This window comes from Pseudomonas sp. 8BK (genome assembly GCF_902506475.1).
Classification (GTDB): domain Bacteria; phylum Pseudomonadota; class Gammaproteobacteria; order Pseudomonadales; family Pseudomonadaceae; genus Aquipseudomonas; species Aquipseudomonas anguilliseptica.
In genome coordinates this window covers 3,636,698-3,662,250 of sequence record NZ_LR733252.1, presented here as the reverse complement: position 1 = coordinate 3,662,250, position 25,553 = coordinate 3,636,698, and the positions used below count along the sequence as shown (strand labels likewise).

The 25,553-nt window shown below is 60.1% G+C and carries 22 protein-coding genes and 1 pseudogene; 12 read left to right on the top strand and 11 right to left on the bottom strand.

Annotation, left to right across the window (positions count from 1 at the left end):
• The first annotated feature begins 338 nt into the window (after window positions 1–338).
• A complete protein-coding gene (fadD1, locus tag ACIN8IBEIGE_RS17090; protein ID WP_160015707.1) occupies window positions 339–2,027 on the top strand; it encodes a long-chain-fatty-acid--CoA ligase FadD1 in 1,689 nt (562 codons plus the stop codon).
• A gap of 63 nt (window positions 2,028–2,090) precedes the next feature.
• Here the strand turns inward: fadD1 and ACIN8IBEIGE_RS17085 are convergent, their stop codons facing one another.
• From ACIN8IBEIGE_RS17085 to ACIN8IBEIGE_RS17070, 4 genes are all read right to left on the bottom strand, one after another.
• Complete coding sequence (locus ACIN8IBEIGE_RS17085; protein WP_160016414.1) at window positions 2,091–2,462, bottom strand: hypothetical protein; 372 nt, start codon at window positions 2,460–2,462, stop codon at window positions 2,091–2,093.
• Window positions 2,463–2,464: 2 nt separating this feature from the next.
• Window positions 2,465–3,271 (bottom strand): putative RNA methyltransferase, encoded by an 807-nt coding sequence (locus ACIN8IBEIGE_RS17080; RefSeq protein ID WP_160015706.1) that lies wholly within the window; start codon window positions 3,269–3,271, stop codon window positions 2,465–2,467.
• Window positions 3,268–4,422: a succinyl-diaminopimelate desuccinylase gene (gene dapE / locus ACIN8IBEIGE_RS17075; RefSeq protein ID WP_160015705.1), complete on the bottom strand. Its 1,155-nt coding sequence runs from the start codon at window positions 4,420–4,422 to the stop codon at window positions 3,268–3,270. The genes ACIN8IBEIGE_RS17080 and dapE overlap by 4 nt, the downstream gene beginning before the upstream one ends.
• Window positions 4,423–4,515: 93 nt before the next feature.
• Window positions 4,516–7,110, bottom strand: coding sequence for a glycosyltransferase (locus ACIN8IBEIGE_RS17070; protein ID WP_160015704.1), 2,595 nt, complete (start codon window positions 7,108–7,110; stop codon window positions 4,516–4,518).
• A gap of 250 nt (window positions 7,111–7,360) precedes the next feature.
• Here ACIN8IBEIGE_RS17070 and tcdA point away from each other — a divergent pair, with 250 nt between their 5' ends.
• Both tcdA and ACIN8IBEIGE_RS17060 read left to right on the top strand, forming a co-directional pair.
• A complete protein-coding gene (tcdA, locus tag ACIN8IBEIGE_RS17065) occupies window positions 7,361–8,182 on the top strand; it encodes a tRNA cyclic N6-threonylcarbamoyladenosine(37) synthase TcdA (RefSeq protein ID WP_160015703.1) in 822 nt (273 codons plus the stop codon).
• A 74-nt stretch (window positions 8,183–8,256) separates the two neighbouring features.
• Entirely contained in the window at window positions 8,257–9,060 is an 804-nt protein-coding gene (locus ACIN8IBEIGE_RS17060; RefSeq protein WP_372239995.1) for a substrate-binding periplasmic protein, read from the top strand.
• Here ACIN8IBEIGE_RS17060 and ACIN8IBEIGE_RS17055 read toward each other — a convergent pair.
• From ACIN8IBEIGE_RS17055 to dapC, 5 genes are all read right to left on the bottom strand, one after another.
• The gene (locus ACIN8IBEIGE_RS17055) at window positions 9,039–9,470 is read right to left on the bottom strand and encodes a SufE family protein (protein ID WP_160015702.1); all 432 of its coding nucleotides are present in this window, start codon (window positions 9,468–9,470) and stop codon (window positions 9,039–9,041) included. The two genes, ACIN8IBEIGE_RS17060 and ACIN8IBEIGE_RS17055, sit on opposite strands and share 22 nt — an antisense overlap.
• A complete protein-coding gene (locus tag ACIN8IBEIGE_RS17050; RefSeq protein WP_160015701.1) occupies window positions 9,467–10,672 on the bottom strand; it encodes an aminotransferase class V-fold PLP-dependent enzyme in 1,206 nt (401 codons plus the stop codon). Before ACIN8IBEIGE_RS17050 ends, ACIN8IBEIGE_RS17055 begins: the two co-directional genes overlap by 4 nt.
• 166 nt (window positions 10,673–10,838) lie before the next feature.
• Window positions 10,839–11,873, bottom strand: a complete 1,035-nt coding sequence (gene dapD / locus ACIN8IBEIGE_RS17045) for a 2,3,4,5-tetrahydropyridine-2,6-dicarboxylate N-succinyltransferase (RefSeq protein WP_160015700.1) — start codon at window positions 11,871–11,873, stop codon at window positions 10,839–10,841.
• 39 nt (window positions 11,874–11,912) lie between these two features.
• On the bottom strand, window positions 11,913–12,260 hold the full coding sequence (locus ACIN8IBEIGE_RS17040) for an ArsC family reductase (RefSeq protein WP_160015699.1): 348 nt from the start codon (window positions 12,258–12,260) through the stop codon (window positions 11,913–11,915).
• Complete coding sequence (dapC, locus tag ACIN8IBEIGE_RS17035) at window positions 12,260–13,456, bottom strand: succinyldiaminopimelate transaminase (protein WP_160015698.1); 1,197 nt, start codon at window positions 13,454–13,456, stop codon at window positions 12,260–12,262. The genes ACIN8IBEIGE_RS17040 and dapC overlap by 1 nt, the downstream gene beginning before the upstream one ends.
• Window positions 13,457–13,733: 277 nt before the next feature.
• Here dapC and ACIN8IBEIGE_RS21260 point away from each other — a divergent pair.
• Both ACIN8IBEIGE_RS21260 and ACIN8IBEIGE_RS21255 read left to right on the top strand, forming a co-directional pair.
• Window positions 13,734–14,771 (top strand): annotated as a pseudogene (locus ACIN8IBEIGE_RS21260) (cache domain-containing protein); the annotation flags it as partial.
• A gap of 90 nt (window positions 14,772–14,861) precedes the next feature.
• A complete protein-coding gene (locus tag ACIN8IBEIGE_RS21255) occupies window positions 14,862–15,626 on the top strand; it encodes a methyl-accepting chemotaxis protein (protein WP_372240023.1) in 765 nt (254 codons plus the stop codon).
• A gap of 51 nt (window positions 15,627–15,677) precedes the next feature.
• Here the strand turns inward: ACIN8IBEIGE_RS21255 and ACIN8IBEIGE_RS17025 are convergent, their stop codons facing one another.
• Window positions 15,678–18,380, bottom strand: a complete 2,703-nt coding sequence (locus tag ACIN8IBEIGE_RS17025; RefSeq protein ID WP_160015696.1) for a [protein-PII] uridylyltransferase — start codon at window positions 18,378–18,380, stop codon at window positions 15,678–15,680.
• A gap of 42 nt (window positions 18,381–18,422) precedes the next feature.
• Window positions 18,423–19,205 (bottom strand): type I methionyl aminopeptidase, encoded by a 783-nt coding sequence (gene map / locus ACIN8IBEIGE_RS17020; RefSeq protein WP_090383218.1) that lies wholly within the window; start codon window positions 19,203–19,205, stop codon window positions 18,423–18,425.
• A 284-nt stretch (window positions 19,206–19,489) separates the two neighbouring features.
• Here map and rpsB point away from each other — a divergent pair, with 284 nt between their 5' ends.
• The 7 genes from rpsB (at window position 19,490) to ispC (ending at window position 25,537) form a co-directional block, all read left to right on the top strand.
• Window positions 19,490–20,233 (top strand): 30S ribosomal protein S2, encoded by a 744-nt coding sequence (gene rpsB / locus ACIN8IBEIGE_RS17015; protein WP_160015695.1) that lies wholly within the window; start codon window positions 19,490–19,492, stop codon window positions 20,231–20,233.
• Window positions 20,234–20,415: 182 nt separating this feature from the next.
• Window positions 20,416–21,282 (top strand): translation elongation factor Ts, encoded by an 867-nt coding sequence (tsf, locus tag ACIN8IBEIGE_RS17010; protein ID WP_160015694.1) that lies wholly within the window; start codon window positions 20,416–20,418, stop codon window positions 21,280–21,282.
• A gap of 190 nt (window positions 21,283–21,472) precedes the next feature.
• Window positions 21,473–22,222, top strand: a complete 750-nt coding sequence (gene pyrH, locus ACIN8IBEIGE_RS17005; RefSeq protein WP_160015693.1) for a UMP kinase — start codon at window positions 21,473–21,475, stop codon at window positions 22,220–22,222.
• Window positions 22,212–22,769: a ribosome recycling factor gene (gene frr / locus ACIN8IBEIGE_RS17000; RefSeq protein WP_090383231.1), complete on the top strand. Its 558-nt coding sequence runs from the start codon at window positions 22,212–22,214 to the stop codon at window positions 22,767–22,769. Before pyrH ends, frr begins: the two co-directional genes overlap by 11 nt.
• A 16-nt stretch (window positions 22,770–22,785) precedes the next feature.
• Entirely contained in the window at window positions 22,786–23,541 is a 756-nt protein-coding gene (gene uppS / locus ACIN8IBEIGE_RS16995) for a polyprenyl diphosphate synthase (protein ID WP_160015692.1), read from the top strand.
• Window positions 23,541–24,356: a phosphatidate cytidylyltransferase gene (locus ACIN8IBEIGE_RS16990; protein WP_160015691.1), complete on the top strand. Its 816-nt coding sequence runs from the start codon at window positions 23,541–23,543 to the stop codon at window positions 24,354–24,356. Before uppS ends, ACIN8IBEIGE_RS16990 begins: the two co-directional genes overlap by 1 nt.
• On the top strand, window positions 24,353–25,537 hold the full coding sequence (gene ispC, locus ACIN8IBEIGE_RS16985; RefSeq protein ID WP_160015690.1) for a 1-deoxy-D-xylulose-5-phosphate reductoisomerase: 1,185 nt from the start codon (window positions 24,353–24,355) through the stop codon (window positions 25,535–25,537). Before ACIN8IBEIGE_RS16990 ends, ispC begins: the two co-directional genes overlap by 4 nt.
• Window positions 25,538–25,553: the final 16 nt, after the last annotated feature.

Here is a 25,553-nt window from a genome sequence, read left to right as displayed (position 1 = left end):
GGCGGGTGCGCTGAAATCCCTTCCGTCACTGCGCAACGGCTATAGTCCGCCGGTTTCAGCGAAATTATGAAAGTGACTGATTGTTAAGTCGTGGTCACTTTTGTGACTGCTGAGGCGCTTATTGGTGCTAGTCGCTGTTTGGCAAAGCTGCTACTCTCGGGCGGCTTTTTTGTGATCCACCATCCATAGTGATCCGCCTTTTGGGCCGTCGCTGTATGACGTCAAAAATTGCTCACGGCAATTTTTTTGCCGTTCAAGTCGCAGAAAACACGTAAATCTACAATAAACAACCGTCTACGCGCGGTGAAGATCAAGCTGTTGCTGAGGAGTGGGCTTCCATGACCGAAAACTTTTGGAAGGATAAGTATCCCGTTGGGATTGCTGCCGAAATCAATCCTGACCAGTACCCGAACATCCAGGCGGTACTGAAAGAGTCCTGCCAACGCTTCGCCGACAAGCCAGCTTTCAGCAATATGGGTAAAACCATTACCTACGGTGAGCTGTACGAGTTGTCCGGCATCTTTGCCGCCTACTTGCAGCAGAACACCGATCTGCAGCCCGGCGACCGTATCGCCGTGCAACTGCCCAACGTGCTGCAGTACCCGATTGTGGTCTTCGGTGCTCTGCGCGCCGGTCTGGTGGTGGTAAACACCAACCCGCTGTATACCGCGCGGGAAATGGAACACCAATTCAACGATTCCGGTGCCAAGGCCCTGGTCAGCCTGGCCAACATGGCCCATCTGGCCGAGCAGGTACTGCCGAAAACCGGGATCAAGACGGTCATCATCACCGAAGTCGGTGACATGCTTTCGCCGCTCAAGCGCCTGCTGGTCAACAGCGTGGTCAAGCATGTGAAGAAGATGGTGCCGGCTTACAACTTGCCGCAAGCCGTTAAATTCACTGCGGCCATGGCCAAAGGCCGTGGCCAGGCACCCAAGGATGCCGCGCCGAGCAATGGCGATATCGCCGTGCTGCAATACACCGGCGGCACCACCGGCGTGGCCAAGGGCGCGATGCTCACCCATCGCAACCTGATCGCCAACATGCTGCAGGTCAAGGCACTGATGGGCTCGGAAATGAGCGAAGGCAGCGAAGTGCTGATCGCGCCATTGCCGCTGTACCACATCTACGCCTTCACCTTTCATTGCATGGCGATGATGCTGATTGGTGGGCACAACGTGCTGATCACCAATCCGCGTGATCTGCCAGCTATGACCAAGGACCTGGCCAAGTACAAGTTCACTGGTTTTGTCGGCCTCAACACCCTGTTCGTTGCCCTGTGCAACAACGAAGATTTCCGCAAGCTGGACTTCTCCACCCTGAAGGCCACCTTCTCCGGCGGCATGGCGCTGCAACTGGCGACCGCCGAGCGTTGGAAGCAGGTGACTGGTTGCTCGATCTGCGAAGGCTTCGGCATGACCGAAACCAGCCCGGTGGCTTCGGTCAACCCGTTCAGCAATATCCAGATCGGCACCATCGGTATTCCGGTGCCGTCGACCGTTTGTAAGGTAATCGACGACGAAGGCGTCGAGCAGCCACTGGGTTCGATTGGCGAGCTGTGCGTAAAAGGCCCGCAGGTGATGAAGGGCTACTGGCAGCGCCAGGAAGCCACCGACGAAATCCTCGACGCCGAGGGCTGGTTGAAGACCGGCGATATCGCGGTGATTCAGGAAGACGGTTACATGCGTATCGTCGACCGCAAGAAGGACATGATTCTGGTGTCCGGTTTCAACGTCTACCCGAACGAGCTGGAAGATGTGCTGGCCACGCTGCCAGGCGTGCTGCAGTGCGCGGCCATCGGTGTGCCGGACGAGAAATCGGGCGAAGCGATCAAGATCTTCGTGGTGGTCAAACCGGGTGAAACCCTGACCAAAGAGCAGGTCATGGAGCACATGCGCGCCAACGTCACCGGTTACAAGGTGCCGAAAGCCGTAGAGTTCCGCGATGTACTGCCGACCACCAACGTCGGCAAGATCCTGCGCCGCGAACTGCGTGACGAAGAGCTGAAGAAACTGGGCAAGAAGTAAACGTCCGGTTAAACAAAACCCCGCCTAGGCGGGGTTTTTTGTGCTTGTTTGAAAACCGCTCGGTCAGCCGGTGCGCCAGGTGATTTCTTCGACGCCATCGGCGCTGATGCGCATCCAACGGTCGGCTTGTTCGTCGCTTTCTTCTTCCTGCCAGCCGCCCGGCGCGCAGCGCACTTCGACATTCAGTGCGGCGAAGGCGGCCTGGGCGCAGGCCATGTCGTCGGCCCAGGGCGTGGCGTCACTTTCCAGGAACAGGCTGTGCCATTTGCCGACTGCCTTGGGCAGCCAGGTGACGGGCACATCACCGGCCATGCACTTGAAGGTCTGGCCTTTCTGCTGCCAGGGCGTGCAGCTGCCCAGCGCGTTGCTCAGCCACTCGCCGATGGCGGCGTGGTCGGCATCTTTCAGGTAAATCTCGATATCCGGTTGGCGCATGGTCATAGTCTCTCGATCCAGTCGTAGCGGATGGCGACAGTCACGTCGCAGGGTTCGACGATCACCGCCGCGCGGCGTTCGGCACTGGCACGCCAGCCGTGTGGGGTCATGGCCAGCAGGTCGGCACGGGCTTCGCTGCTGGACAGATGCAGATTGAACGTGAGGGTTTCGCTGTGGGCCAGGCGCATGCCCTCGGGGATCAGCTCCAGATGCTTCTGATCATCGTAGTCACGCACTTCGTCATACAGCTTCTGCCGTAACTCCATTAGATGCTCACGGGTCGGGCCCATGCGCAGCAGGCCGCCACCGGGGGCGAGCAGGCGCTTGGCTTCCTGCCAGTCGAGTGGGCTGAAGACGCTGGCCAGCAGTTGGCAGCTGGCGTCACTCAGCGGCACGCGAGCCATGCTCGCCACCAGCCAGTTGAGCTGGGGCGCACGTTTGCAGGCGCGTTTGACTGCTTCACGTGAGATGTCCAGGGCGTAGCCGTCGGCCTGCGGCAGGGCGTCGGCGATCTGCGCAGTGTAGTAACCCTCACCGCAACCAATATCCAGCCAGCGCGCCGGGCTATAACCGGCTGCCAGTTCGGCCAGGCGTTTGGCCAGCGGCGCGTAATGGCCGCCTTCGAGAAAGCGTCGCCGGGCTTCGACCATGGCGGCGTTGTCGCCCGGGTCGCGGCTGTTCTTGTGTTGCACCGGCAACAGGTTCAGGTAACCCTGGCGCGCACGGTCGAAGCGGTGGTTGGCCGGGCAGGCGACGCCGTTGTCGAGCGTCTGCAGTGGCGCCTGGCAGATCGGGCAGATCAGACTCATGCGAGCAGATTGACCAGGGTTTGATAGTAGATCTCAGTCAACACATCTAGATCACTGGCCAGTACACGCTCGTCGACCTGGTGGATGGTGGCGTTGACCGGGCCGAGTTCGACCACCTGGGTGCCAAGAGTGGCGATAAAGCGCCCGTCGGAGGTGCCGCCGCTGGTCGATGGCTTGGTGTCGCGGCCGGTGACCGCCTTGATGCTGGCCGCTACGGCGTCGAGCAATGCACCCGGCTCGGTGAGGAAGGGCAGGCCGGAGAGCGCCCAGTCCAGCTCGAAATCCAGGCCGTGCTTGTTGAGGATGGCCTCAACACGCTGCTGCAGCCCCTCGACCGTCGATTCGGTAGAGAAGCGGAAGTTGAAGATGGCCTTCAGTTCACCCGGAATCACGTTGGTCGCGCCGGTGCCGGCGTTGAGGTTAGAGATCTGGAAGCTGGTGGGCGGGAAGAAGGCGTTGCCGTCATCCCAGTGCTCGGCGGCCAGTTCGGCCAGGGCCGGTGCGGCCAGGTGAATCGGGTTGCGAGCCAGGTGCGGGTAGGCCACGTGGCCTTGCTTGCCGCGTACGGTGAGGGTGCAGCCAAGCGAGCCGCGGCGGCCGTTTTTCACCACGTCGCCGACCAGGGTGGTGCTCGATGGTTCGCCGACGATGCACCAGTCCAGGCGCTCGTTACGTTCGCGCAGGCGTTCAACCACAGCCTTGGTACCGTGGTGCGCCGGGCCTTCTTCATCACTGGTGATCAGAAAGGCGATACGGCCTTTGTGGTCCGGGTATTCGGCGACAAAGCGTTCAACGGCGATGATCATCGACGCCAAGCTGCCTTTCATGTCCGCCGCGCCACGGCCACAGAGCATGCCGTTTTCATCAATCAGTGCATCGAACGGTTGGTGCTGCCAGTTCTGCACTGGGCCGGTGGGCACCACATCGGTGTGCCCGGCAAAGCACAGTACGGGGCCCTCTTGGCTGCCGTGGCTGGCCCAGAAGTTGTCCACTTCCTCGATCCGCATCGGCTCGATGGTGAAACCGCAGGCGGCAAGGCGGCGCGTCATCTGTTCCTGGCAGCCTTCATCGAGCGGCGTAACGGACGGGCGACGAATCAGCTCGCAGGCAAGCTCCAGCGTCGGAGAGAGGGGCGTGGCGTTGGCGGTCATTGCGGCTCCAAGGCGGGATCAAGCGGAAAGGCCGCCATCTTAAAGCAAAACGGCGGCCATTGGCCGCCGTCTGGCATTCAAGCCCGCCTCTAATCAGCCGGCAGCGACAGTTTCCTGCGGGCTTGCCTGCGGCGCCGGCAACGACGACAGCAGAGCCATGATCAGCGCTGCCAGGTAGGGCAACGACTGCACCAGGAGCATGGCCACCCAGAACTTTACGTCGGCGCTGGGCAGGCCCTGAACGACGCTGATGCCGATGGCCGAACCCCACAGCAGCAGCATGATAAAGACTTCTTCACGCGCCTCTGCCAGGGCCACCAAGATGCCGTGGTTGCTGGCCATCTTCGGTGTGCGGAAGAACGGAATGGTCTTGGTAAAGGTGCCGTAGAGCACCGCCTTGGCAATCGTGTGCGACAGCGCAAGGCCTGCCAGAGCCGCTTGGAATGAACGCACCAGATCGACGCCCATGGCCTTGCGGTAGAGGAACAGGATCTTGCCCAGCTTGAAGAAGAACAGCGCCAGTGGCGGGATGGCGAAGATCATCAGTGGCGGGTCGACCCGTTGCGGTACGATGATCATCGCCGCCGACCAGAGCAGCGCGCCGACGGTGAAGAAGATATTCAGGCCATCGGCGATCCATGGCAGCCAACCTGCGACGAAGTGGTAGCGCTGGCCGGTTTTTAGTTCGGAGTTCTTGCCGAGGAACAGGCTGCGCGCGTGGCCCTTCATGATCTGAATGGCGCCGTAGGCCCAGCGGAAGCGCTGCTTCTTGTAGTCGATAAAGGTGTCCGGCATCAGCCCCTGGCCGAAGCTCTGGTTGGCATAGGCGGCGGAGTAGCCTTTCTCGAACACCCGCAGGCCCAGCTCGGCATCTTCACAGATGGTCCAGTCGGCCCACTTTAACTCGTCCATCACGGTGCGGCGGATCATGGTCATGGTGCCATGCTGGATGATCGCGTTGCGGTCGTTGCGGGTGACCATGCCGATATGGAAGAAACCTTTATATTCGGCGTAGCAGAGCTTCTTGAAGATGTTTTCGTTGCCGTCGCGGTAATCCTGCGGCGACTGCACCACAGCGATCTGCGGGTCACTGAAGTGCGGCACCATGTACTTGAGCCAGTTCTTGTCGACGCAGTAGTCGGCGTCGATTACCGCTACCACTTCGGCGTCTGGCGCGGTGTGCGGCAGGATGTAGTTCAGCGCGCCGCCCTTGAAGCCGGCAATCGGCGAAACGTGGAAGAAGCGGAAGCGTGGGCCGAGAACCTTGCAGTAGGCTTCTACCGGCTCCCACACGGCCGGGTCCTTGGTGTTGTTGTCGATGATCAGGACTTCGTAGTCCGGGTAGTCCAGCGCTGCGAGGGCATCGAGGGTCTGCTTGACCATTTCTGGCGGCTCGTTGTAGCAGGGCACGTGGACTGACACCTTGGGCCGGTAGGCCGTATCGGCGACGACGGGTTGGAATGGTCGGCGGCGCGCGCGGGTCCAGGCGGTTTCGGCCAGTTCGTGGGCTTCGGTGAGCAGCACGATAAATACGCCGAAAGCGCCGATACCCAGTAACAGACCGACCAGGGTGCTGAACCAGGTGCTGTATTGCTGGCTGTAGTCGTAACCGATCCACACCAGGGCCGAGCCGCCGGCGAACGCGACAATGGTCAGGAAGGTGCGGCCGCGCTGGCGCAGGGCGCTGCCGTCGATCAGCATCAGCGCCAGGCTGAGCAGAGCCAGCACCACCGAGCCGATGGCCAGCAAACGCCACTGGGGAATCGCAACCACAGGGCCTTCGAAAGCGAACTTGGCCTGGCGCTCGAGGTTGTACACGCCCCAATAGGCGCCCACTGAGCCTTCATCGCTGGCCTTCCACGGCTGGTCGAAGGCTTCGATGACGAAGTAGTTGTAGCCCTTGGCGTTCAGCGCATTGACCAGGGTGCGCAGGTAGATGGCCTGGTCCGCCTGGGAGGCATCGGCGCCGCCGCGCATGCGCCCGTTGCTCGGCCAGCCGACTTCGGAGAGCAGCAGGGGTTTTTTCGGGAAGAGTCTTTTCAGGTCCTTGGCGCGCTCGAGGACGAACTTGGTGGCGTCCTCCATCGGCACGAACTCCCAGTACGGCAGCACGTGGGCGGCGATCAGGTCGGTGTGCTGCGCCAGCTCTGGATGATCCTGCCAGATGTGCCACTGTTCGGAGGTGGTTACAGGCACCTTGACCGCCGCGCGTACACGATCGATGTAGGCAATCAGGTTCTCTGGCGTCACTTCAGTGCGGAACAGGGCTTCGTTACCAACCACCACGCGCACCACGCTGCGAGAGTTGTTGGCAATTTCGATGGCCTTGGCGATTTCCCGCTCGTTGCGCGCAAGGTCCGGACTGATCCAGATGCCCAGGGTCACGCGCAGGCCGAACTCTTCAGCCAGCTCGGGGATATTGCCCAGTGGGCCGTCTACCGAGTAGGTGCGAATGTTGTCGGTCTGGGTGCTCAGCAGTTCCAGGTCGGCGCGCATCTGTTCATCGCTGGGGTAGCTGTCCTGCTGCGGGTTTTGCCCGGCGCGGAAGGGCGAAAATGAATACCCGGAGATCTGTTCAGGCCAATCTGGTGCGGTTATCGGGCGGTTATACAGTGCCCAGATACCGGTAAACACAGCGGCAATTGCCAGGAACATGACCAGGTTCAGTCCAAACTTACGCGAAGGCATAGTGTGCAGGTCCAGCGAAGGGGCAATAAAGAGCGACGAGCGTCGGGTGGCGCATGCTACGCCGCCGCCATTGGGCTGTATAGCTGGCTGGCCGGCATATTGATGGGACGATTGTCGGCCTTGAAGGTTCCGCTGATGGCGATGTGCTATGACTGTTCATCGGTTAGGTAGGGCTAGACCAAGACAATGCTTGGGTGCAGCTCGTCGGCTACCTATAATGCGCGCCGCTTGTGGCTTGCGAGAGAGAAGAATGCCTGTGGATGAACAACGTTTTGCCGGGATCGCTCGTCTGTATGGTCGCCAGGGAGCCGAGCGGCTGGCGGCTGCGCATGTGGCGGTGGTCGGTATTGGCGGAGTGGGTTCCTGGGCAGCCGAAGCACTGGCGCGCTCCGGTGTGGGCGAGATTTCCTTGTTTGATCTGGATGATGTCTGCGTCAGCAACAGCAACCGCCAACTGCATGCGCTCGACAGCACGGTCGGTCAGCCCAAGGTCGAGGTGATGGCGGCGCGTATTCGGGCGATCAACCCGGCCTGTGTGGTGCATGCGGTGGCGGATTTCGTGACGCGTGAGACCATGGCCGAGTACATCACTGAGCACCTGGATGCAGTGATCGACTGCATCGACAGCGTCAATGCCAAGGCTGCGCTGATTTCCTGGTGCAAGCGGCGCAAGATCCAGGTGATTACTACCGGCGGCGCCGGCGGGCAGATCGACCCGACGCAGATCCAGGTCGGCGACCTGAACAAGACCTGGAACGATCCACTGGCTTCCAAGGTGCGTTCCACCCTGCGTCGCGATTACGGCTTCTCACGCACACCAGGGCGCAACTACAGCGTGCCGTGCGTCTACTCCAGCGAGCAGCTGCGCTACCCAAAACCCGATGGCACGGTATGTCAGTACAAGGGTTTTGTCGGTGATGGGGTCAAGCTCGACTGCGCCGGTGGTTTTGGCGCAGTGATGATGGTGACTGCGACTTTTGGCATGGTCGCCGCTGCGCGCATCGTCGATAAATTGGTCGCCGGTACGCGGCGGCCGGCAGAGCGACGGCCCGCAGATGATGATGTTGGCTAATATGTAAAGAATGACCGGTTGCGGTCGAGGTTCAGCAGGGATGTGCTGGTAGTTCTCTTTTGAGGTGTGCTGTGTTGTCCCTGCTGCGTCATGTATTACGTCATGTACCGCGATCTGCGCTGTTGTTTGCTGCGCTTTCTGCTTTCCTGAGTGCCCATGCCCAACCGGTTGTGCGAGTCGGTACCGGTGATTGGGTGCCCTATGTCGATCAGCAGCGCGAAGATGGCGGCGCCTTGTCGCGGCTGGTGCGCGATATTTTCAAGGTGGCCGGTTATCAGGTCGAATTCGTTTATTACCCCTGGGACCGCAACCTGCTGATGCTCGAACAGGGCGGTCTGGATGCGGTGATGCCGTACTCTTGCTCAGCCCCGCGGCGGCGCATCAGTGAGTGCAGTGATCCCGTGGTGCAAGGCGAAATTGTGTTGTTCCAGCGCACCGGTCAACAGCTGAACTGGAGGGGTATCGAAGACCTAAAGGCTTTCAGCATTGCCACCACTCTGGGCTATTCCTATGGCCCGCAGTTTGATGCGGCGGTGCAGAGTGGGGCGTTAAAGGTTCAGCAAAGCGGCAAGGAAGACACCGGTTTTCGCCTGCTTGAGCTGGGGCGGGTGGATTTTCATCCGCAGGACCGGGCGGTGGGCTACGCCATGCTGCGGCGGATGTTTAACCCTGAAGCGCGAGCGCTTATCACCCACCATCCACGCGTATTGAATACCGAACCGCTGCACCTGCTGTTTCGCAAAGGCGATGCCAAGGCCGATCAGTTGCGCGAGACATTCAATGCCGGCCTGCGCCGCCTGGCGCAGAGTGGTGAGTTGCAGCGTTTGCAAAAGGCCCTGTATTCCGGCAATGCCGATCAGTGGCGCGCCGCGCCCTGATCATTGGCATCAAGCAAGTGCTGCATTCGCGCCAGTACGGCCTGCAGGCCATTGCTGCGTGAAGGTGACAGGTGGCGGGCGAGGCCAAGCTGGCTAAACCAGTCCGGCAGATCCAGCTGCGCCAGTTCGGATGCCGGCAGGCCATTTACTCTGGCCAGCAGCAGCGCGAGCAGGCCACGCAACAGTCGAGCATCACTGCTGGCGCGAAATTGCCAGTGCACGCCGTCGTGCTCGGCCAGCAGCCATACCTGACTTTCACAGCCGTGCACCTGGTTGGCTTCACAGCGTTCGGCATCGCTGAGCGGAGTGAGCTGGTCGCCCCATTGCATCAGCAGCCGTGCGCGCTGCTCCCAGCCTGGGCAGGTGCTAAAGGCTTGCAGCGCAGTCTGAGCGCTGGCGGGCAGGTTCATTGCAATAACTCCAGGGCCTGATCCAGGGCGTCGAAAAAGCGCTGCAGGTCGTTGCCGTCGTTATACAAACCCAGCGACACACGAATCGCCCCGCTTAGGCCGAGGCCTTGCAACAGCGGCATGGCGCAGTGATGGCCGGCGCGTACGGCGATGCCCTGTTCGGTCAGCAGGTGGGCCAGGTCGGCATGGTGCACGCCGTCGACCACAAAGCTGGCCAAGGCGACGGTGGGCGTACCAAGCAGGCGCACGCCTTGACGCTGTTGCAGTCCGGCGATCAGCTCGGCATGCAGGGCCGCCTCGTGGGCGCTGACGGCACTGACATCGAGACTGCTCAGGTAATCCAGGCTGGCGCCCAGGGCGATTACCGAGGCAATCGGTGGCGTACCGGCCTCAAAGCCCAGTGGCGTGGGGCGAAAGCTGGCGCTGTGGTAATCGGTGTGCAGCAGCATCTCGCCGCCAAGCTGCCAATGCGTCAGTTGCGCTAGTGCCTGCGGGCGACCATAGAGCAGGCCGACGCCGTCCGGGCCGTAGAGTTTGTGGCTGGAGCAGACATAGAAATCGCAACCCAGCGCTTGAACGTCCTGGCGGCCATGTACTACGCCCTGAGTGCCATCGACCAAGGTCAGCGCGCCTTGCGCCTGTGCCAGCGCGAGCAGTGGCTCAAGCGGCTGCCAGCAACCGAGCACGTTGGACAGCTGGCTGACCGCCAACAAGCGGGTGCGCGGCCCGATCAGCTGCGCCGCTTGGGTTAGATCGATCAACCCATGCTGATCCAGCGGCAGTACCACCAGCTTGAGCTGACGGCGCAGCGCCAGTTGTTGCCAGGGCAGCAGGTTGGCGTGGTGTTCCAGTGCGCTGATAACGATCTCATCACCTGGTTCAAAGCGTTGTTCCAAGCCATAGGCCAGCAGGTTGAACGCTTCGGTGGCACTACGGGTAAAGACGATCTGCTGCGCGTTGGGCGCATTTAGCCAGCGTGCAGACTTTTCCCGGGAGGTTTCGAAGAGGCGGGTGGCGCGCTCGCCCGGCAGGTGCTGGGCGCGATGCACATTGGCTGCGCCGCCGGTGTAATAGCCAAGCAAGGCATCGAGCATGGCCTTGGGCTTTTGCGCGGTGGCGGCGCTGTCCAGATAGCTCTGGCCTTCGGCCGCAAGGGCCAGAATGCCGGGGAAGTCAGTACGCCAGGGGGAGATCAGTGACATGGTTTTCCAGCGTCTATCTGGCGACTAAAAGTTGGGTTTAACGCGTTGCGAGCGAAGCCCAGACAAGGCGCACTAAGGCGAGGACGCGGAGTTTACTGGTGTAAATGAGCGTCCGAGCCTTAGTGCAACGCAGTATGGGCGAGCGCAGCCGCGCTAAACCAACTTTTTAGTTGTGCGCGTGCAGGGCTTCGTTCAGTTCAATGGCCGACTTGTGGGTTTTGCACTCCACGGCGCCGGTTTGCGAGTTGCGGCGGAACAGCAGGTCTGGCTGGCCAGCCAAATCGCGGGCCTTGAGTACCTTGACCAGCTGGTTGTCAGCATCAAGCAGCGCCACCTTGGTACCGGCGGTGATGTACAGGCCGGACTCCACAGTGTTGCGGTCGCCCAGCGGAATGCCGATACCGGCGTTGGCGCCGATCAGGCAGCCTTCGCCGACCGAGATCACGATATTGCCGCCACCGGACAGGGTGCCCATGGTCGAGCAGCCGCCGCCCAGGTCCGAGCCCTTGCCGACGAATACGCCCGCCGACACGCGGCCTTCGATCATGCCTGGGCCAGCGGTGCCGGCGTTGAAGTTGACGAAGCCTTCGTGCATCACGGTGGTGCCTTCGCCCACGTAGGCGCCCAGGCGGATACGTGCGCTATCAGCGATACGCACGCCAGCCGGCACCACGTAGTCGGTCATTTTCGGGAACTTGTCCACCGAGAAGACTTCCAGCAGGTCGCCTTTGAGGCGCGCTTCCAGCTGACGCTCAGCCAGTTCGCCAAGGTCGACGGCGCCCTGGCTGGTCCAGGCCACGTTCGGCAGCAGTGGGAAGATCCCGGTGAGGTTCAGACCGTGCGGCTTGACCAGACGGTGCGACAGCAGGTGCAGCTTGAGGTAGGCCTCAGGCGTGCTGGTCAGCGCGGCGTCTTCGGCGAGTAGAGTGACCACCAGCGGCTTCTGGCTTTCGGCCAGGCGGGTGAGCAGGGCCGATTGCGCGGCATCGACATTTTTCAGCGCTTCGGCCAGGTCACCGGCCTGGTTGTTGCTGATGGCGATGGCCTGGTTACCACCCTGGTAGCCGAGTTTTTCCACCACTTTGGCGACCAGCTCGCTGCTCGGGTTGAGCAGTGGCTGGGCGTAGAAAACTTCCAGCCAGGTGCCCTGACGGTTCTGGGTGCCTACGCCGAAAGCCAGGCTGAAGAGAGTTGTGCTCATGCTGTTTTCCTTACCGCAAATTCGTGTGAGCCGACTGGTTCAAACCAGTTCGGCGGTATAACGGTCGGCTTTGAAGCCAACCAGGGTCTTGTTGCCGAGATCCAGCACCGGGCGTTTGATCATCGACGGTTGGGCGAGCATCAGTTCGATCGCCTTGTGCTGGTCGAGGTCGTTTTTCTGCGCCTCGTCCAGCTTGCGGAAGGTGGTGCCTACACGGTTCAGGATGGTTTCCCAGCCATGCTCATTGCACCACTTCTCCAGGTTGCCACGGTCTATGCCGCAGGCTTTGTAATCATGAAAGGCGTAGCTTACCCCGTGCTCGTCGAGCCAGGTGCGGGCTTTTTTCATGGTGTCACAGGCTTTTATGCCAAACAGGGTCTTGCTCATCAGAGGCTCTTCACAAAGTCGCGGATACGTTCGGCAGCGGTCACGCATTCAGCCAGTGGCGCGACCAGGGCCATGCGCACACGGCCGGCACCGGGGTTGTCGCCGTCCACTGCGCGCGACAGGTAGGAACCGGGCACTACGGTGACATGCTCGCGGGCAAACAGCTCGCGGGTAAATGTTTCATCGTCTATCGGGGTTTTCGCCCACAGGTAGAAACCGCCATCCGGGCGCTGTACATCCAGTACGCCATCCAGAATCGCCAGGACCGCATCGAACTTCTCGCGATACAGGTCGCGATTGGCCTTGACGTGGACTTCGTCGTTCCAGGCAGCGACGCTGGCCAGCTGGGTTTGCACCGGCATGGCGCAGCCGTGGTAGGTACGGTACAGCAGGAAAGATTTCAGAATGTCGGCGTCGCCGGCGACGAAGCCCGAGCGCAGGCCTGGCAGGTTGGAGCGCTTGGACAGGCTGTGGAACACCACGCAGCGTTTGAAATCATGCCGACCCAGTTCGGCGCAGGCGGTCAGCAGGCCGGCCGGCGGGGTGGTTTCATCGAAATACAACTCGCTGTAGCACTCGTCGGCGGCGATGACGAAGTCGAACTTGTCGGCCAGGGCGATCAGCTTCTTCAGCGTTGGCAGCGGAATCAGCGCGCCGGTGGGGTTGCCGGGCGAGCAGAGGAAGAGGATCTGGCAGCGTTGCCAGATCTCGTCACTGACCGCGTCGAAATCCGGGTTGAAACCATGCTCTTCCAGACACGGCAGATAGTGCGGCTGCGCGCCGGCAAGAAAAGCGGCGCCTTCATAGATCTGATAGAAGGGGTTGGGGCTGACCACCAAACCGTTCGCGTCACGCTTGACGACGGCCTGGGTAAAGGCGAATAGCGCCTCACGGGTACCGTTGACCGGCAGCACATGGCGCGCCGGTTCAAGTACACCGGCCGGCAGGCCGAAACGGCGACCACACCAGTTGGCGATCGCTTCACGCAGCGCCGGAATGCCCAGGGTGGTCGGGTAGACCGCAAGCTGGTCGAGATTGGTGCGCAATGCCTCAGCGACAAACTCCGGCGAGCGGTGTTTCGGCTCGCCGATCGACAGGGCAATCGGGCTCTTGTCGGTTGGAGCCTGCACGCTGCCCAGCAGGGCGCGCAACTTCTCAAAGGGGTAGGGTTGGAGGTGGGCGAGGGCGTGGTTCATGACGGACCGCTACTGGAATGCTTAAAAGGTCGCGACACTAGCACGTTAAGGCGCATTTAGAGAATTCTGTGGGGTTGATTTCCGGCCTAATCTCCCGCCGCATGGGGCCAGCTGAGGCTCCTGCCTAATCGAACCAATGGCCTGGCGCTTTGCCATACCTTGTCTGGGGCAAGTGGTGCCTGCTTTTTTAACTAAAGCCCCTGTGGTTTGGGCCGATAGTCGGCTTGCCGGACAAAGAACCGGACGCCTGTTGCTGACCTGCTAAACGAGAGTATTAATGCGCAACCTAAAATTCAGCCACAAGATCATGCTGGCTGCGTCGTTGGTGGTGATTGCGGCCTTTGCCTCATTCGCCTTGTACAACGACTACATGCAACGTAACGCCATCCGCGAAAACCTTGAGAACTACCTGCGTGACATGGGCAATGTCTCGGCAGGCAATATTCAGCACTGGCTCAATGGCCGCGTCCTGCTGCTCGACTCGCTTGGCGAGGCGGTGGAGGACAGCGGCGATGCTATCGCGCTCAACAAGAGTCTTCAGCATCGCAGCATTGCTTCATCCTTTTTATATGCCTATCTCGGTGAAGCAGACGGCACCTATACCCAATACCCAGCCAGTGACTTGCCCGCCGATTATGATCCACGTCAGCGCCCTTGGTACAAAATGGCCCAGGCAGGTTCTGGCGTCGGCCTTACCGCGCCTTATCTGGCGGCTGATCCGCGTGATGGCTTGTTGATTACCATTACCCGTGCAGTACGCCGGAATGGTGCGCTGGCGGGGGTGGTGGGTGGCGACCTGAAGCTGGAAACCATCGACAATATTCTCAACTCACTGGATCTCGGCGGGCTGGGCTATGCTTTCCTGGTCGATGACAGCGGCACTGTGCTGGTTCACTCGGACCGCGAGCAGGTGCTTAAAGGCTTAGGCGACCTCTTTCCTGGCGGCAGGCCCATGCTCAGCACTGCCCTGCAAGACGTGCAGGCGGCCGATGGTGCGGCGCGTATGGTCACCTTTATTCCTGTGCAGGGCCTGCAAGGGGTGCGCTGGTATGTCGGCCTATCGGTCGACAAGAGCAAGGCCTACGCGGCGTTGCAGGAGTTCCGTTTATCTGCATTGATGGTGATGGTGATTGGCGTCGCGGCGATTTTGCTGCTGCTTGGGCTGTTGATTCGCTTTCTGTTGCAGCCACTGCATCTGATGAGTCGCGCCATGGGCGACATCGCGCAAGGTGAAGGCGATTTGACCCAACGTTTGCAGGTTAATTCGCTGGATGAATTCGGAGAGCTGGCGGTGGCATTCAACCGTTTTGTTGAGCGGATTCACGAGTCGATCCGCGAAGTGGCGTCCACTACCAGCGCTGTGCATGAGCGTGTGCGCACCGTGGTGGCGGCCTCCAATGCTTCGATGAGTAACTCCAGCGAGCAGGCTGTGCGTACCGACAGTGTGGCGGCGGCGATCAACGAACTGGGCGCTGCCGCGCAGGAGATCGCGCGCAACGCTGCCGATGCCTCCACTCAGGCCAGCGGTGCACGCCAAGGTGCCGAGAATAGTCAGCAAATGGTCGAGAAAACCCTGGGCGCGATGAGTGATCTGTCGAGAAAGATTGAGGTGGCCGGTTCGCACATCGAAACCCTGAGCCAGAAGAGCAATGACATCGGCCAGATCCTTGATGTGATCAAGGGTATTTCCGAGCAGACCAACCTGTTGGCCCTTAACGCCGCCATTGAAGCCGCTCGTGCCGGTGAGGCTGGGCGTGGCTTTGCGGTGGTGGCGGACGAGGTGCGTAACTTGGCGCAGCGCACTCAGAGTTCGGCGCAGGAAATCCAGCAGATGATCGAACAGCTGCAAGCGGGTGCTCAGGAGGCAGTCAATACCATGCTCGAAAGTCGCCGTTTCAGTGATGACAGCGTGCGCATTGGCAAGCAAGCTGGGGAAAACCTGCAAAGCGTGACACGGCGTATCGGTGAAATTGACGGCATGAACCAGTCGGTGGCCACTGCTACCGAGGAGCAAACTTCGGTGGTCGAAAACCTTAATATGGACATCACCGAAATCAACGTGCTGAACCAAGACGGCGTGCGCAATCTGGAGGCCAGTCTGCGGGCGTGTACTGAGCTGGATCAGCAGGCCGGTCGACTCAAGCAACTGGTGGACAGCTTCCGCATCTAAGCGGTTGGGTGCGTGAGGCGGAGCAGCTCTCAGCCTCGCGCGCTTGGTGTGTCAGATGGTGTGCTGTGCCGGCTGGCTTTCGCTGGCACTGGGTGCCGATAACTTGCGCACGATAGTGGCTTGTAGGTTGGCGCACAGCTCGGGGTCGGACAACGGCTGGTTGTGCGCATCGGTGACGAAGAACACGTCTTCCACTCGCTCGCCCAGGGTGGCGATCTTGGCGTTCTGCAGTGATAGGTCGAAATCGAGGAAGATTCGCCCGATCCGCGCCAGCAGGCCTGGGCGATCCGGTGCGGTGACTTCGAGGATGGTCACCGGTCGGTGTGCATCGTTGTGAATGGTCACCTGCGGCGCGAAGGCAAAGTGCTTGAGTTGGCGCGGCACGCGGCGCTGGATGATGTTCGGGTAATCGTCCGGGTTCTTCAGCGCGTCGATCAGGCCCTGGCGAATTTCCTTGATTCGCGCTGGATTTTCGCCAATCGAGCCGCCTTCACCTTCGAGCACGATATAGGTGTCGAGAGTGAACTGGCTGGTGGAGGTGAGAATCCGTGCGTCATGGATGTTCAGGTTGAGCTGGGCCATGGCCGCCACCGTCACGGCGAAGAAGTCGTGTTGGTCCTGGGCGTAGATAAAGATCTGCGTGCCGCCTTCGAACTCGCGCTGGGTGGTTTCCTTGATCAGCACCAGTGGGTTGCCATCGTTGGGGTGTTGGAGAATCGCTTCGGTATGCCAAGCCACATCGTTGGCGGTATGGCGCAGGAAGTAGTCGTCACCCAGTTGCGACCAGAGCTGCTCGGCGTCGTCCGGGTCGGTGCCGCCGTGCACCAGGATGTCCAAGGCGGCGATCTGCGTCAGGCGAATCTGTTCTTCGCGGTCCAGCGGATTTTCCAGGCCGCGGCGCAAGGCGCGCTTGGTCTCGGTGTAGAGCTGGCGCAGCAGGCTGGCACGCCAGGAGTTCCAGAGGCTGGGGTTGGTGGCGTTGATGTCGGCCACGGTCAGTACGTAGAGGTAATCCAGGCGGGTCTGGTCGCCAACTAGGCGGGCGAAGTCGAAGATCACCTGCGGGTCGGAGAGGTCCTTGCGCTGCGCGGTGGTGGACATCACCAGGTGGTGTTGGACCAGCCAGACAATCAGTTTGGAGTCCCAGTTCGGCAGCTGGTGGCGCACACAGAAGGCCTCGGCATCCACTGCGCCGAGCTCCGAATGGTCGCCGCCACGACCTTTGCCGATGTCGTGGTAAAGCCCGGCCATGTAGATCAGTTCGGGCTTGGGTAGTTTGTCGATCAGCTTGCTGGCCAGCGGGAATTTTTCCGCCAGCTCGGTCCACTTGAATTTACGCAGGTGCTTGATCAGGTTCAGCGTGTGCGCATCGACCGTATAGATGTGGAACAGGTCGTGCTGCATCTGCCCGACGATATGGCCGAACTCCGGCAGGTACAGGCCGAGGATGCCGTAACGGTTCATTCGCCGCAGGTTGCGGTGAATGCCTTGCGGGCTTTTGAACAGTTCAACGAACAGACTGGTGTTGCGGATATCACGGCGGAAATCATCGTCGATCAGATGACGGTGCTCGCGCAGCAGGCGGATGCTGTTGGCGCACACGCCTTTGATGTCGGGGTGCTGGGCCATCAGCACGAAGATTTCCATGATGGCAAACGGCGTACGCTTGAACACATTGGGGTGCGCGACTTCGATATAGCCATCACGCAGCAGGAAGCGGCTGTTAAGCGGCGTGGCCTGGCCAATTTCGCCAGCGTGCAGAATCTGCTCTTCGAAGTGCTGGACAATCAGGTCGCTCAGTTCGGCGATCGCCATCACCACGCGGTAGTACTTCTGCATAAAGCGCTCGATAGCGCGCTTGCTGTCGCTGTCTTCATAGCCCAGTAGGGCCGCCACCTTGCTCTGATGGTCAAACAGCAGGCGGTCTTCGGCGCGGCCGGCAAGCATGTGCAGGGCATAGCGCACCTTCCAGAGGAACTCCTGGCTGGAGGCGAGCAGGGCATATTCGCTTTCCAGCAAAAAGCCCTGGCCGACCATGGCGTGCAGGTTCAGCGTGCCGAAATGCCGGCGCGCGACCCAGAGGATGGTCTGGATATCGCGCAGGCCGCCGGGCGAGCCTTTGACGTTGGGCTCCAGGTTGTACTCGGTGTCGTTGTATTTGCCGTGACGGGCGCGCTGCTCTTTATGCTTGGCCAGGAAGAACTGCTTGCTCGGCCACATCTGCTCGGTGCTGGCAACTGCTTGCATGCGCTGGCGCAGGCGTTCGGGGCCAGCGATGGTGCGGCTTTCCATCAGGTTGGTGATCACCGTCAGGTCGGCGCGGGCTTCCTCGGCGCATTCGTCCACGCTGCGCACGCTTTGTCCAACTTCCAGGCCGATGTCCCACAGTAGGGTGAGGAAGCGCTCGATGGGCTCGCGGAAGGTTTCGTGGTCGGCGTTGTCGAGCAGAATCAGCAGGTCGATATCGGAGAAGGGGTGCAGCTCGCCACGGCCATAGCCGCCGACGGCCAGCAGGGCGATATCGGCATCTTCACTCCAGGACAGGCGGTCCCAGGCTTCGCGCAGGATCTGGTCGACAAACCAGGCACGGTCCTCGACTAGGCGGCGTACATCACGGCCGCTGGTGAAGCGCCCGTCGAGCACTTCGCGGGCGTGGCGGATAGCCTTCTTGAACGCCGCAATAGGGCTGGCCTTGAGGGCCAGTTCCGCCTGGAACTGGCCGCGGTCGAACAGCTCGGGATCTACCTGCGGCATTGCGGCCTTCCTTCTATCTATACAGCAGACTCAGCGATAGGCTCAGGCCGATGTGCGGGCGATGGTATCGTCACTGCGCAGGGTGAAGATCTCGTAACCATCAGCGGTCACCAGAATGGTGTGTTCCCACTGGGCCGAAAGCTTGCGGTCCTTGGTGATTGCGGTCCAGCCATCACCCAGCATGCGGGTCTCCGGGCGGCCCTGGTTGATCATTGGCTCAATGGTGAAGGTCATGCCTTCCTTCAGCTCCATGCCGGTGCCGGCGCGGCCGTAGTGCAGTACTTGCGGCTCTTCATGGAACACCGCGCCAATGCCGTGTCCGCAGTATTCGCGTACCACGGAGAAGCCATTCTTCTCGGCATGCTTCTGGATCACTTCGCCGATATCGCCCAGGCGCGTGCCGGGTTTGACCAGCTCGATACCTTTATACATGCATTCCTGGGTGATCTTGGCCAGGCGCTCGGCCCACTCCGGCACCTTGCCGACCATGAACATCTTGCTAGTATCGCCGTGGTAGCCATCCTTGATCACGGTGATGTCGATGTTGATCACATCGCCTTCTTTCAGTGGCTTGTCATTCGGGATGCCATGGCAGACCACATGGTTGACCGAGGTGCAGATCGACTTGGGGAAACCTTTGTAATTGAGCGGCGCGGGGATGGCCTGCTGCACGTTGACAATATAATCATGGCAGATGCGATCAAGCTCTTCGGTGGTGACGCCGGGCTTGACGTGTTCGCCAATCATTTCCAGAACTTCGGCAGCCAAGCGACCGGCTACGCGCATTTTCTCGATTTCGTCGGGCGTTTTGATGGTGACGGTCATGTGCGGCTCTCGAACGCGAACAGAAAGGTCGCATCTTAACAGCTACAAGCCGCCAGCCATAAGCGCCACGTTAAACCTGCCGCTAACTTGGCTGCATATGTTGCTGTCTGCGAGTAGCTTGCCCCTGACTTTTATGATATAAAACGCGCCGCTTTACGGGCTGTGTGCCCGAAAGCTTAAACCCACACACGTATCGACACGGTTTCCTGGGTGCCTTGCGACAAGTTCGCCGGGTTGGAGATCGGGATACGTGGAGGCCTAACCCGACTTATCAAGGAACTATCATGTCCCAAGTCAATATGCGCGATATGCTGAAGGCCGGTGTGCACTTCGGCCACCAGACCCGTTACTGGAACCCGAAAATGGGTAAGTACATTTTCGGCGCGCGCAACAAGATTCACATCATCAACCTTGAAAAAACCCTGCCAATGTTCAACGAAGCGCTGTCTTTCGTTGAGAAGCTGGCTTCGGGCAAAAATAAGATTCTGTTCGTAGGCACCAAGCGTTCCGCTGGCAAGATCGTTGCTGAAGAAGCAGCACGTTGCGGTTCGCCGTACGTCGATCATCGCTGGTTGGGCGGCATGCTGACCAACTACAAAACCATCCGCGCCTCGATCAAGCGTCTGCGTGATCTGGAAGTTCAGTCCCAGGACGGTACTTTCGCCAAGCTGACCAAGAAAGAAGCCCTGATGCGCACCCGTGATCTGGAGAAACTGGATCGCAGCCTGGGTGGTATCAAGGACATGGGCGGTCTGCCAGACGCTCTGTTTGTGATCGACGTTGATCACGAGCGCATTGCTATCACCGAAGCCAACAAGCTGGGCATCCCAGTTATCGGCGTCGTTGATACCAACAGCAGCCCGGAAGGCGTTGACTACATCATCCCAGGTAACGATGACGCCATTCGCGCCATCCAGCTGTACATGGGTGCTATGGCTGACTCGGTAATCCGTGGTCGCACCAACGCTAACGGCGGCGCCGACGAGTTCGTTGAGCAAGCCCCGGCTGCAGAAGCTGCTGAAGGCTAAGTAAAACGCGCTTAGCGTTTGCTTAGTTCGCAAAAAGGGGGCTTTGCCCCCTTTTTGCCACCTTGAAAACCATCGTCGACGTGCAGTTGCAATCGTTTCTGGTCATTGTCGGCAATGCGTTACGAATTGAGCGCCCGTTTTCGCGGGTGGAATGGTTAACAACCTATCCAGAGGATTTTGAAATGGCAGAAATTACTGCAGCGTTGGTTAAAGAACTGCGTGAGCGTACTGGCGAAGGCATGATGGATTGCAAGAAGGCCTTGACCAAGGCTGGCGGCGACATCGAAAAAGCCATCGACGACATGCGTGCTTCCGGCGCGATCAAGGCTGCCAAGAAAGCTGGCAACGTGGCTGCTGAAGGCGCCATCAGCATCAAGGAAGATGGCAAGACTGCCGTCATTCTCGAAGTCAACTCGCAGACCGACTTCCTGGCTCTGCAGGACGACTTCAAGAACTTCGTGGCTGCCAGTGTCGAGAAAGCCTTTGCTGACAAACTGACCGAAGTTGAGCCGCTGATCGCTGCTCAGGAAGAAGCCCGTCTGGCCCTGGTTGCCAAAACTGGCGAGAACGTCAATATCCGTCGTCTGGCGCGTATTGAAGGTGACGTTCTGGGCTCTTACCTGCACGGCAACAAGATCGGTGTTGTGGTTGTGCTCAAGGGTGGCAACGTCGAGCTGGCTAAAGACATCGCCATGCACGTAGCAGCCAGCAACCCTGAATTCCTGCTGCCTTCGGAAGTGTCCGCTGAAGCCATCGAGCGCGAGAAAGCCGTGTTCGTCAGCCTCAACGAAGACAAGATCAAGGGCAAGCCAGCCGAAATCGTCGAGAAGATGGTTGCTGGTCGTATCCAGAAGTTCCTGGCTGAAGCCAGCCTGGTTGAGCAAGCCTTCGTTAAGGATCCGGAAGTCAAGGTCGGTGCTCTGGCCAAGAAAGCCGGTGCTGAAATCGTTTCCTTCACCTACTTCAAGGTTGGCGAAGGCATCGAGAAACCGGTCGACAACTTTGCTGAAGAAGTTGCTGCTCAGGTAGCTGCTGCCAGCAAGCAGTAAGACGGCTAACCGCTGTTGCCCCGAAGAGGCTGCCCGCTAACGCGCGCGGCCTCTTTGTCAAATTGAGGGCGCAGCTAAGCTGTGGAGTGGTTGGGGCCTTGGCACCAATGGCTCGGGGTGCTGTCGAAGCGCTCGATAAAAGCGAACCTAAGGTTTGCACAGAATTCAAACGCCGCAGGAGAGACTCGCAATGGCTCAGCAGATGAGTGGTCGTCAACCGCGTTACAAGCGCATTCTGCTCAAACTTAGCGGCGAGGCCCTGATGGGGTCGGAAGATTTTGGCATCGATCCAAAGGTGCTTGATCGCATGGCGCTGGAAGTCGGCCAGTTGGTCGGTATCGGTGTGCAGGTGGGTCTGGTCATCGGTGGTGGCAACCTGTTCCGTGGCGCGGCGCTGAGTGCAGCGGGCATGGATCGGGTCACTGGCGATCATATGGGCATGCTGGCTACGGTGATGAATGCTCTGGCCATGCGCGACGCGCTGGAGCGTTCGAATATCCCGGCCATCGTCATGTCGGCGATCTCCATGGTGGGCGTCACCGATCACTACGACCGACGCAAGGCCATGCGTCATCTGAAAACCGGTGAGGTGGTGATTTTCGCCGCTGGCACTGGTAATCCGTTCTTTACAACCGACTCGGCTGCCTGCCTGCGCGCCATCGAAATCGATGCCGACGTGGTGCTCAAGGCGACCAAGGTGGATGGTGTGTACACTGCCGATCCATTCAAAGACCCGCATGCTGAGAAGTTTGATCGCCTGACCTACGATGAGGTGCTCGACCGCAAGCTGGGTGTAATGGACCTGACGGCCATCTGCCTGTGCCGCGACCATAATATGCCGCTGCGTGTTTTCAATATGAACAAGCCTGGTGCTCTGCTGAACGTTGTAGTTGGTGGCGCTGAAGGCACTCTGATTGAGGAAGATAAACATGATCAATGAGATCAAAAAAGACGCCCAGGTACGCATGCAGAAGAGCCTGGAATCGCTGGTTCACGCCTTCAGCCGAATCCGTACTGGTCAGGCTCACCCAAGTATCCTCGGTGGCGTGATGGTGCCTTACTACGGCTCCGACACCCCGTTGAATCAGGTGGCCAACGTCACCGTCAAGGACGCCCGTACCCTGCAGGTCGTAGCCTTCGAGCGCAACATGCTGTCTGCTGTCGACAAGGCGATCCAGAGCTCCGGTCTGGGCTTCAACCCGACCAACCTGGGTGAGCTGCTGCTGATCTCCATGCCAGCGCTGACCGAGGAAACCCGTAAGGGCTTCACCAAGCAGGCCCGTGATGCGGCTGAAGATGGTCGTGTAGCGGTGCGCAATATTCGTCGTGATGCTCTGAGCCAGTTGAAAGACCTGGTCAAGGAGAAGGAAATCAGTGAAGACGAAGAGCGCCGTGCGGCCGACGAAATCCAGAAGCTGACCGATAAGTTTGTCGCGGAAATCGAAGTGGCAGTGAAGCAGAAAGAAGCGGATCTGATGGCCGTTTAGCGGTCAGTATATCGTCATGGAAAAGACCAAAGACGGTAGTCCGTTCGCCGTGCCACGGCATGTGGCGATCATCATGGACGGTAACAATCGCTGGGCGAAGAAGCGTCTGCTGCCCGGCGTGGCCGGTCATAAAGCCGGTGTCGATGCGGTGCGTGCGGTGATTGAGGTGTGCGCAGAGGCTGGGGTCGAGGTGTTGACGCTGTTCGCCTTCTCCAGTGAAAACTGGCAGCGCCCGGCCGAGGAGGTCAGTGCGCTGATGGAGTTGTTCCTCGGTGCATTGCGCCGCGAGGCGAAGAAGCTCGATGCCAATGACATCAGCCTGCGCATTATCGGTGATCGTTCGCGCTTTCACCCTGAGCTGCAGGCTGCGATGCGTGAGGCTGAGGCGCAGACTGCAGGTGACAAACGCTTTGTCCTGCAGGTTGCAGCCAACTACGGTGGCCAATGGGATATCGCTCAGGCAGCGCAGCGTTTGGCTCGTGAAGTTCAAGGTGGTCATTTACGCGCCGAGGACATTACCCCTGAGTTGCTGCAGAGTTGCCTGGTAACCGGTGATTTGCCGTTGCCGGATCTGTGTATCCGCACGGGTGGGGAGCATCGCATCAGTAATTTCCTGCTCTGGCAGCTGGCTTACACCGAGCTGTATTTCTCCGACCTGTTTTGGCCGGATTTCAAACACGACGCCATGCGCAAAGCCTTGGCCGATTTTGCTAGCCGCCAGCGCCGCTTTGGGAAAACCAGCGATCAGGTGGCAGCTGAGGCTCGTAGCTGATGCTCAAACAACGAATTATCACGGCGCTGGTGCTGTTGCCATTCGCCCTGGGTGGCTTCTTTCTGCTCAATGGCGCGCTCTTTGCGCTGTTTATCGGCGCAGTGGTCGGTCTGGGCGCCTGGGAGTGGGCGCGTCTGGCAGGATTTACTGCCCAGCTCCAGCGCGTGGCCTACGCCGCGCTGGTGGTTGTATTGTTGTTTGGCTTGTATCTGTTGCCCGCCTTGGCGCCTTGGGTTCTGTTGCTTGGGGTTGTCTGGTGGGGGGTTGCGACCTTTCTGGTCTTGGGTTACCCCGCCAGCAGTCGTTACTGGGCGCAGGCTCCGGTCAGATTGCTGATCGGCTTGCTGATTCTGCTGCCTGCCTGGCAGGGCCTGGTACTGTTCAAGCAGTGGCCTGAAGCAAACTGGCTGATTCTCGCGGTGATGGTGTTGGTGTGGGGCGCGGATATCGGCGCCTATTTCGCCGGCCGCCGCTTCGGCAAGCGCAAGCTGGCGCCGCAGGTCAGTCCCGGTAAGAGTTGGGAAGGGGTGTTTGGTGGCCTGCTGGCGACCCTGCTGATCTGTGTGGGCGTGGCGATTTACCGTGACTGGTCGTTTGCCTGTCTGTTGCTGGGCTTGATCGGCACCGCCGTGGTGGTGTTGATCTCGGTTGTCGGCGACCTGACCGAAAGCATGTTCAAGCGCCAATCGGGGGTCAAGGACAGCAGCAATCTGCTGCCTGGCCATGGCGGTGTGCTGGATCGTATCGACAGTCTGACGGCGGCGATCCCGGTGTTTGCTGCGTTGCTGTGGTTGGCGGGCTGGGGCGCGCTGTGAGTCATCCTCAGCAGATTACCGTGCTGGGGGCGACCGGTTCGATCGGTCTGAGTACCCTCGATGTCATTGCGCGCCATCCAGAGCGCTATCAAGTGTTTGCGCTATCCGGTTTCAGTCGTCTGGCTGAGCTGGAAGCGTTGTGCATGATCTACCGCCCACGCTTTGCTGTGGTGCCGCAGGCTCTGGATGCTCGCCGCCTGCAGGAAGGTCTGCGTGTAGCTGGTCTGGCTACTCAGGTGCTGCATGGTCCCGAGGGCTTGTGTGAGGTGGCCGCGCATCCTGAAGTGGATACGGTGATGGCTGCTATCGTTGGTGCGGCAGGCTTGCCGCCGACCCTGGCAGCAGTTGAGGCTGGCAAGAAGGTGCTGCTGGCCAATAAAGAAGCCCTGGTGATGTCGGGTGCGCTATTTATGCAGGCAGTGCGTAAAAGTGGCGCTGTGCTGTTGCCGATCGACAGTGAGCATAATGCGATTTTCCAGTGCCTGCCGGGCGACTACGCCCGCGGCCTGCAGCAGGTCGGCGTGCGGCGTATTTTGCTCACCGCCTCGGGTGGGCCATTTCGCGAAATGCCGCTGGAACAGTTGCATGCTGTCACGCCTGAGCAGGCGTGCGCACACCCGAACTGGTCGATGGGGCGCAAGATCTCGGTCGATTCGGCGAGCATGATGAACAAGGGGCTGGAGCTGATTGAGGCTTGCTGGTTGTTTGATGCCAGCCCTGATCAGGTTGAGGTGGTGGTGCATCCGCAGAGCGTGATCCACTCGCTGGTCGATTATGTCGACGGTTCGGTACTGGCCCAGTTGGGTAATCCGGATATGCGCACGCCCATCAGCCATGCCCTGGCCTGGCCGGAGAGAATCGACTCCGGCGTCGCGCCGCTGGATCTGTTTGCCATTGCGCGGTTGGACTTCCAGGCTCCGGACCAGCAGCGTTTTCCTTGTCTGCGTCTGGCGCGTGAGGCGGCGCAGGCTGGCGGTACCGTGCCGGCTATGCTCAATGCGGCCAATGAAGTGGCCGTTGCGGCGTTTCTTGAGCGACGCATCCGCTTTCCCGAGATCGCGAGTATCATCGAAGACGTTCTGCATGCTGAGCCCGCCCTGGCGGTTGAGAGCCTGGATACAGTACTGGCCGCTGATGGCCGAGCCCGTCATCTGGCTGAACAATGGCTGAGTCGGCGCTGATCGCCGACGCGGAGAA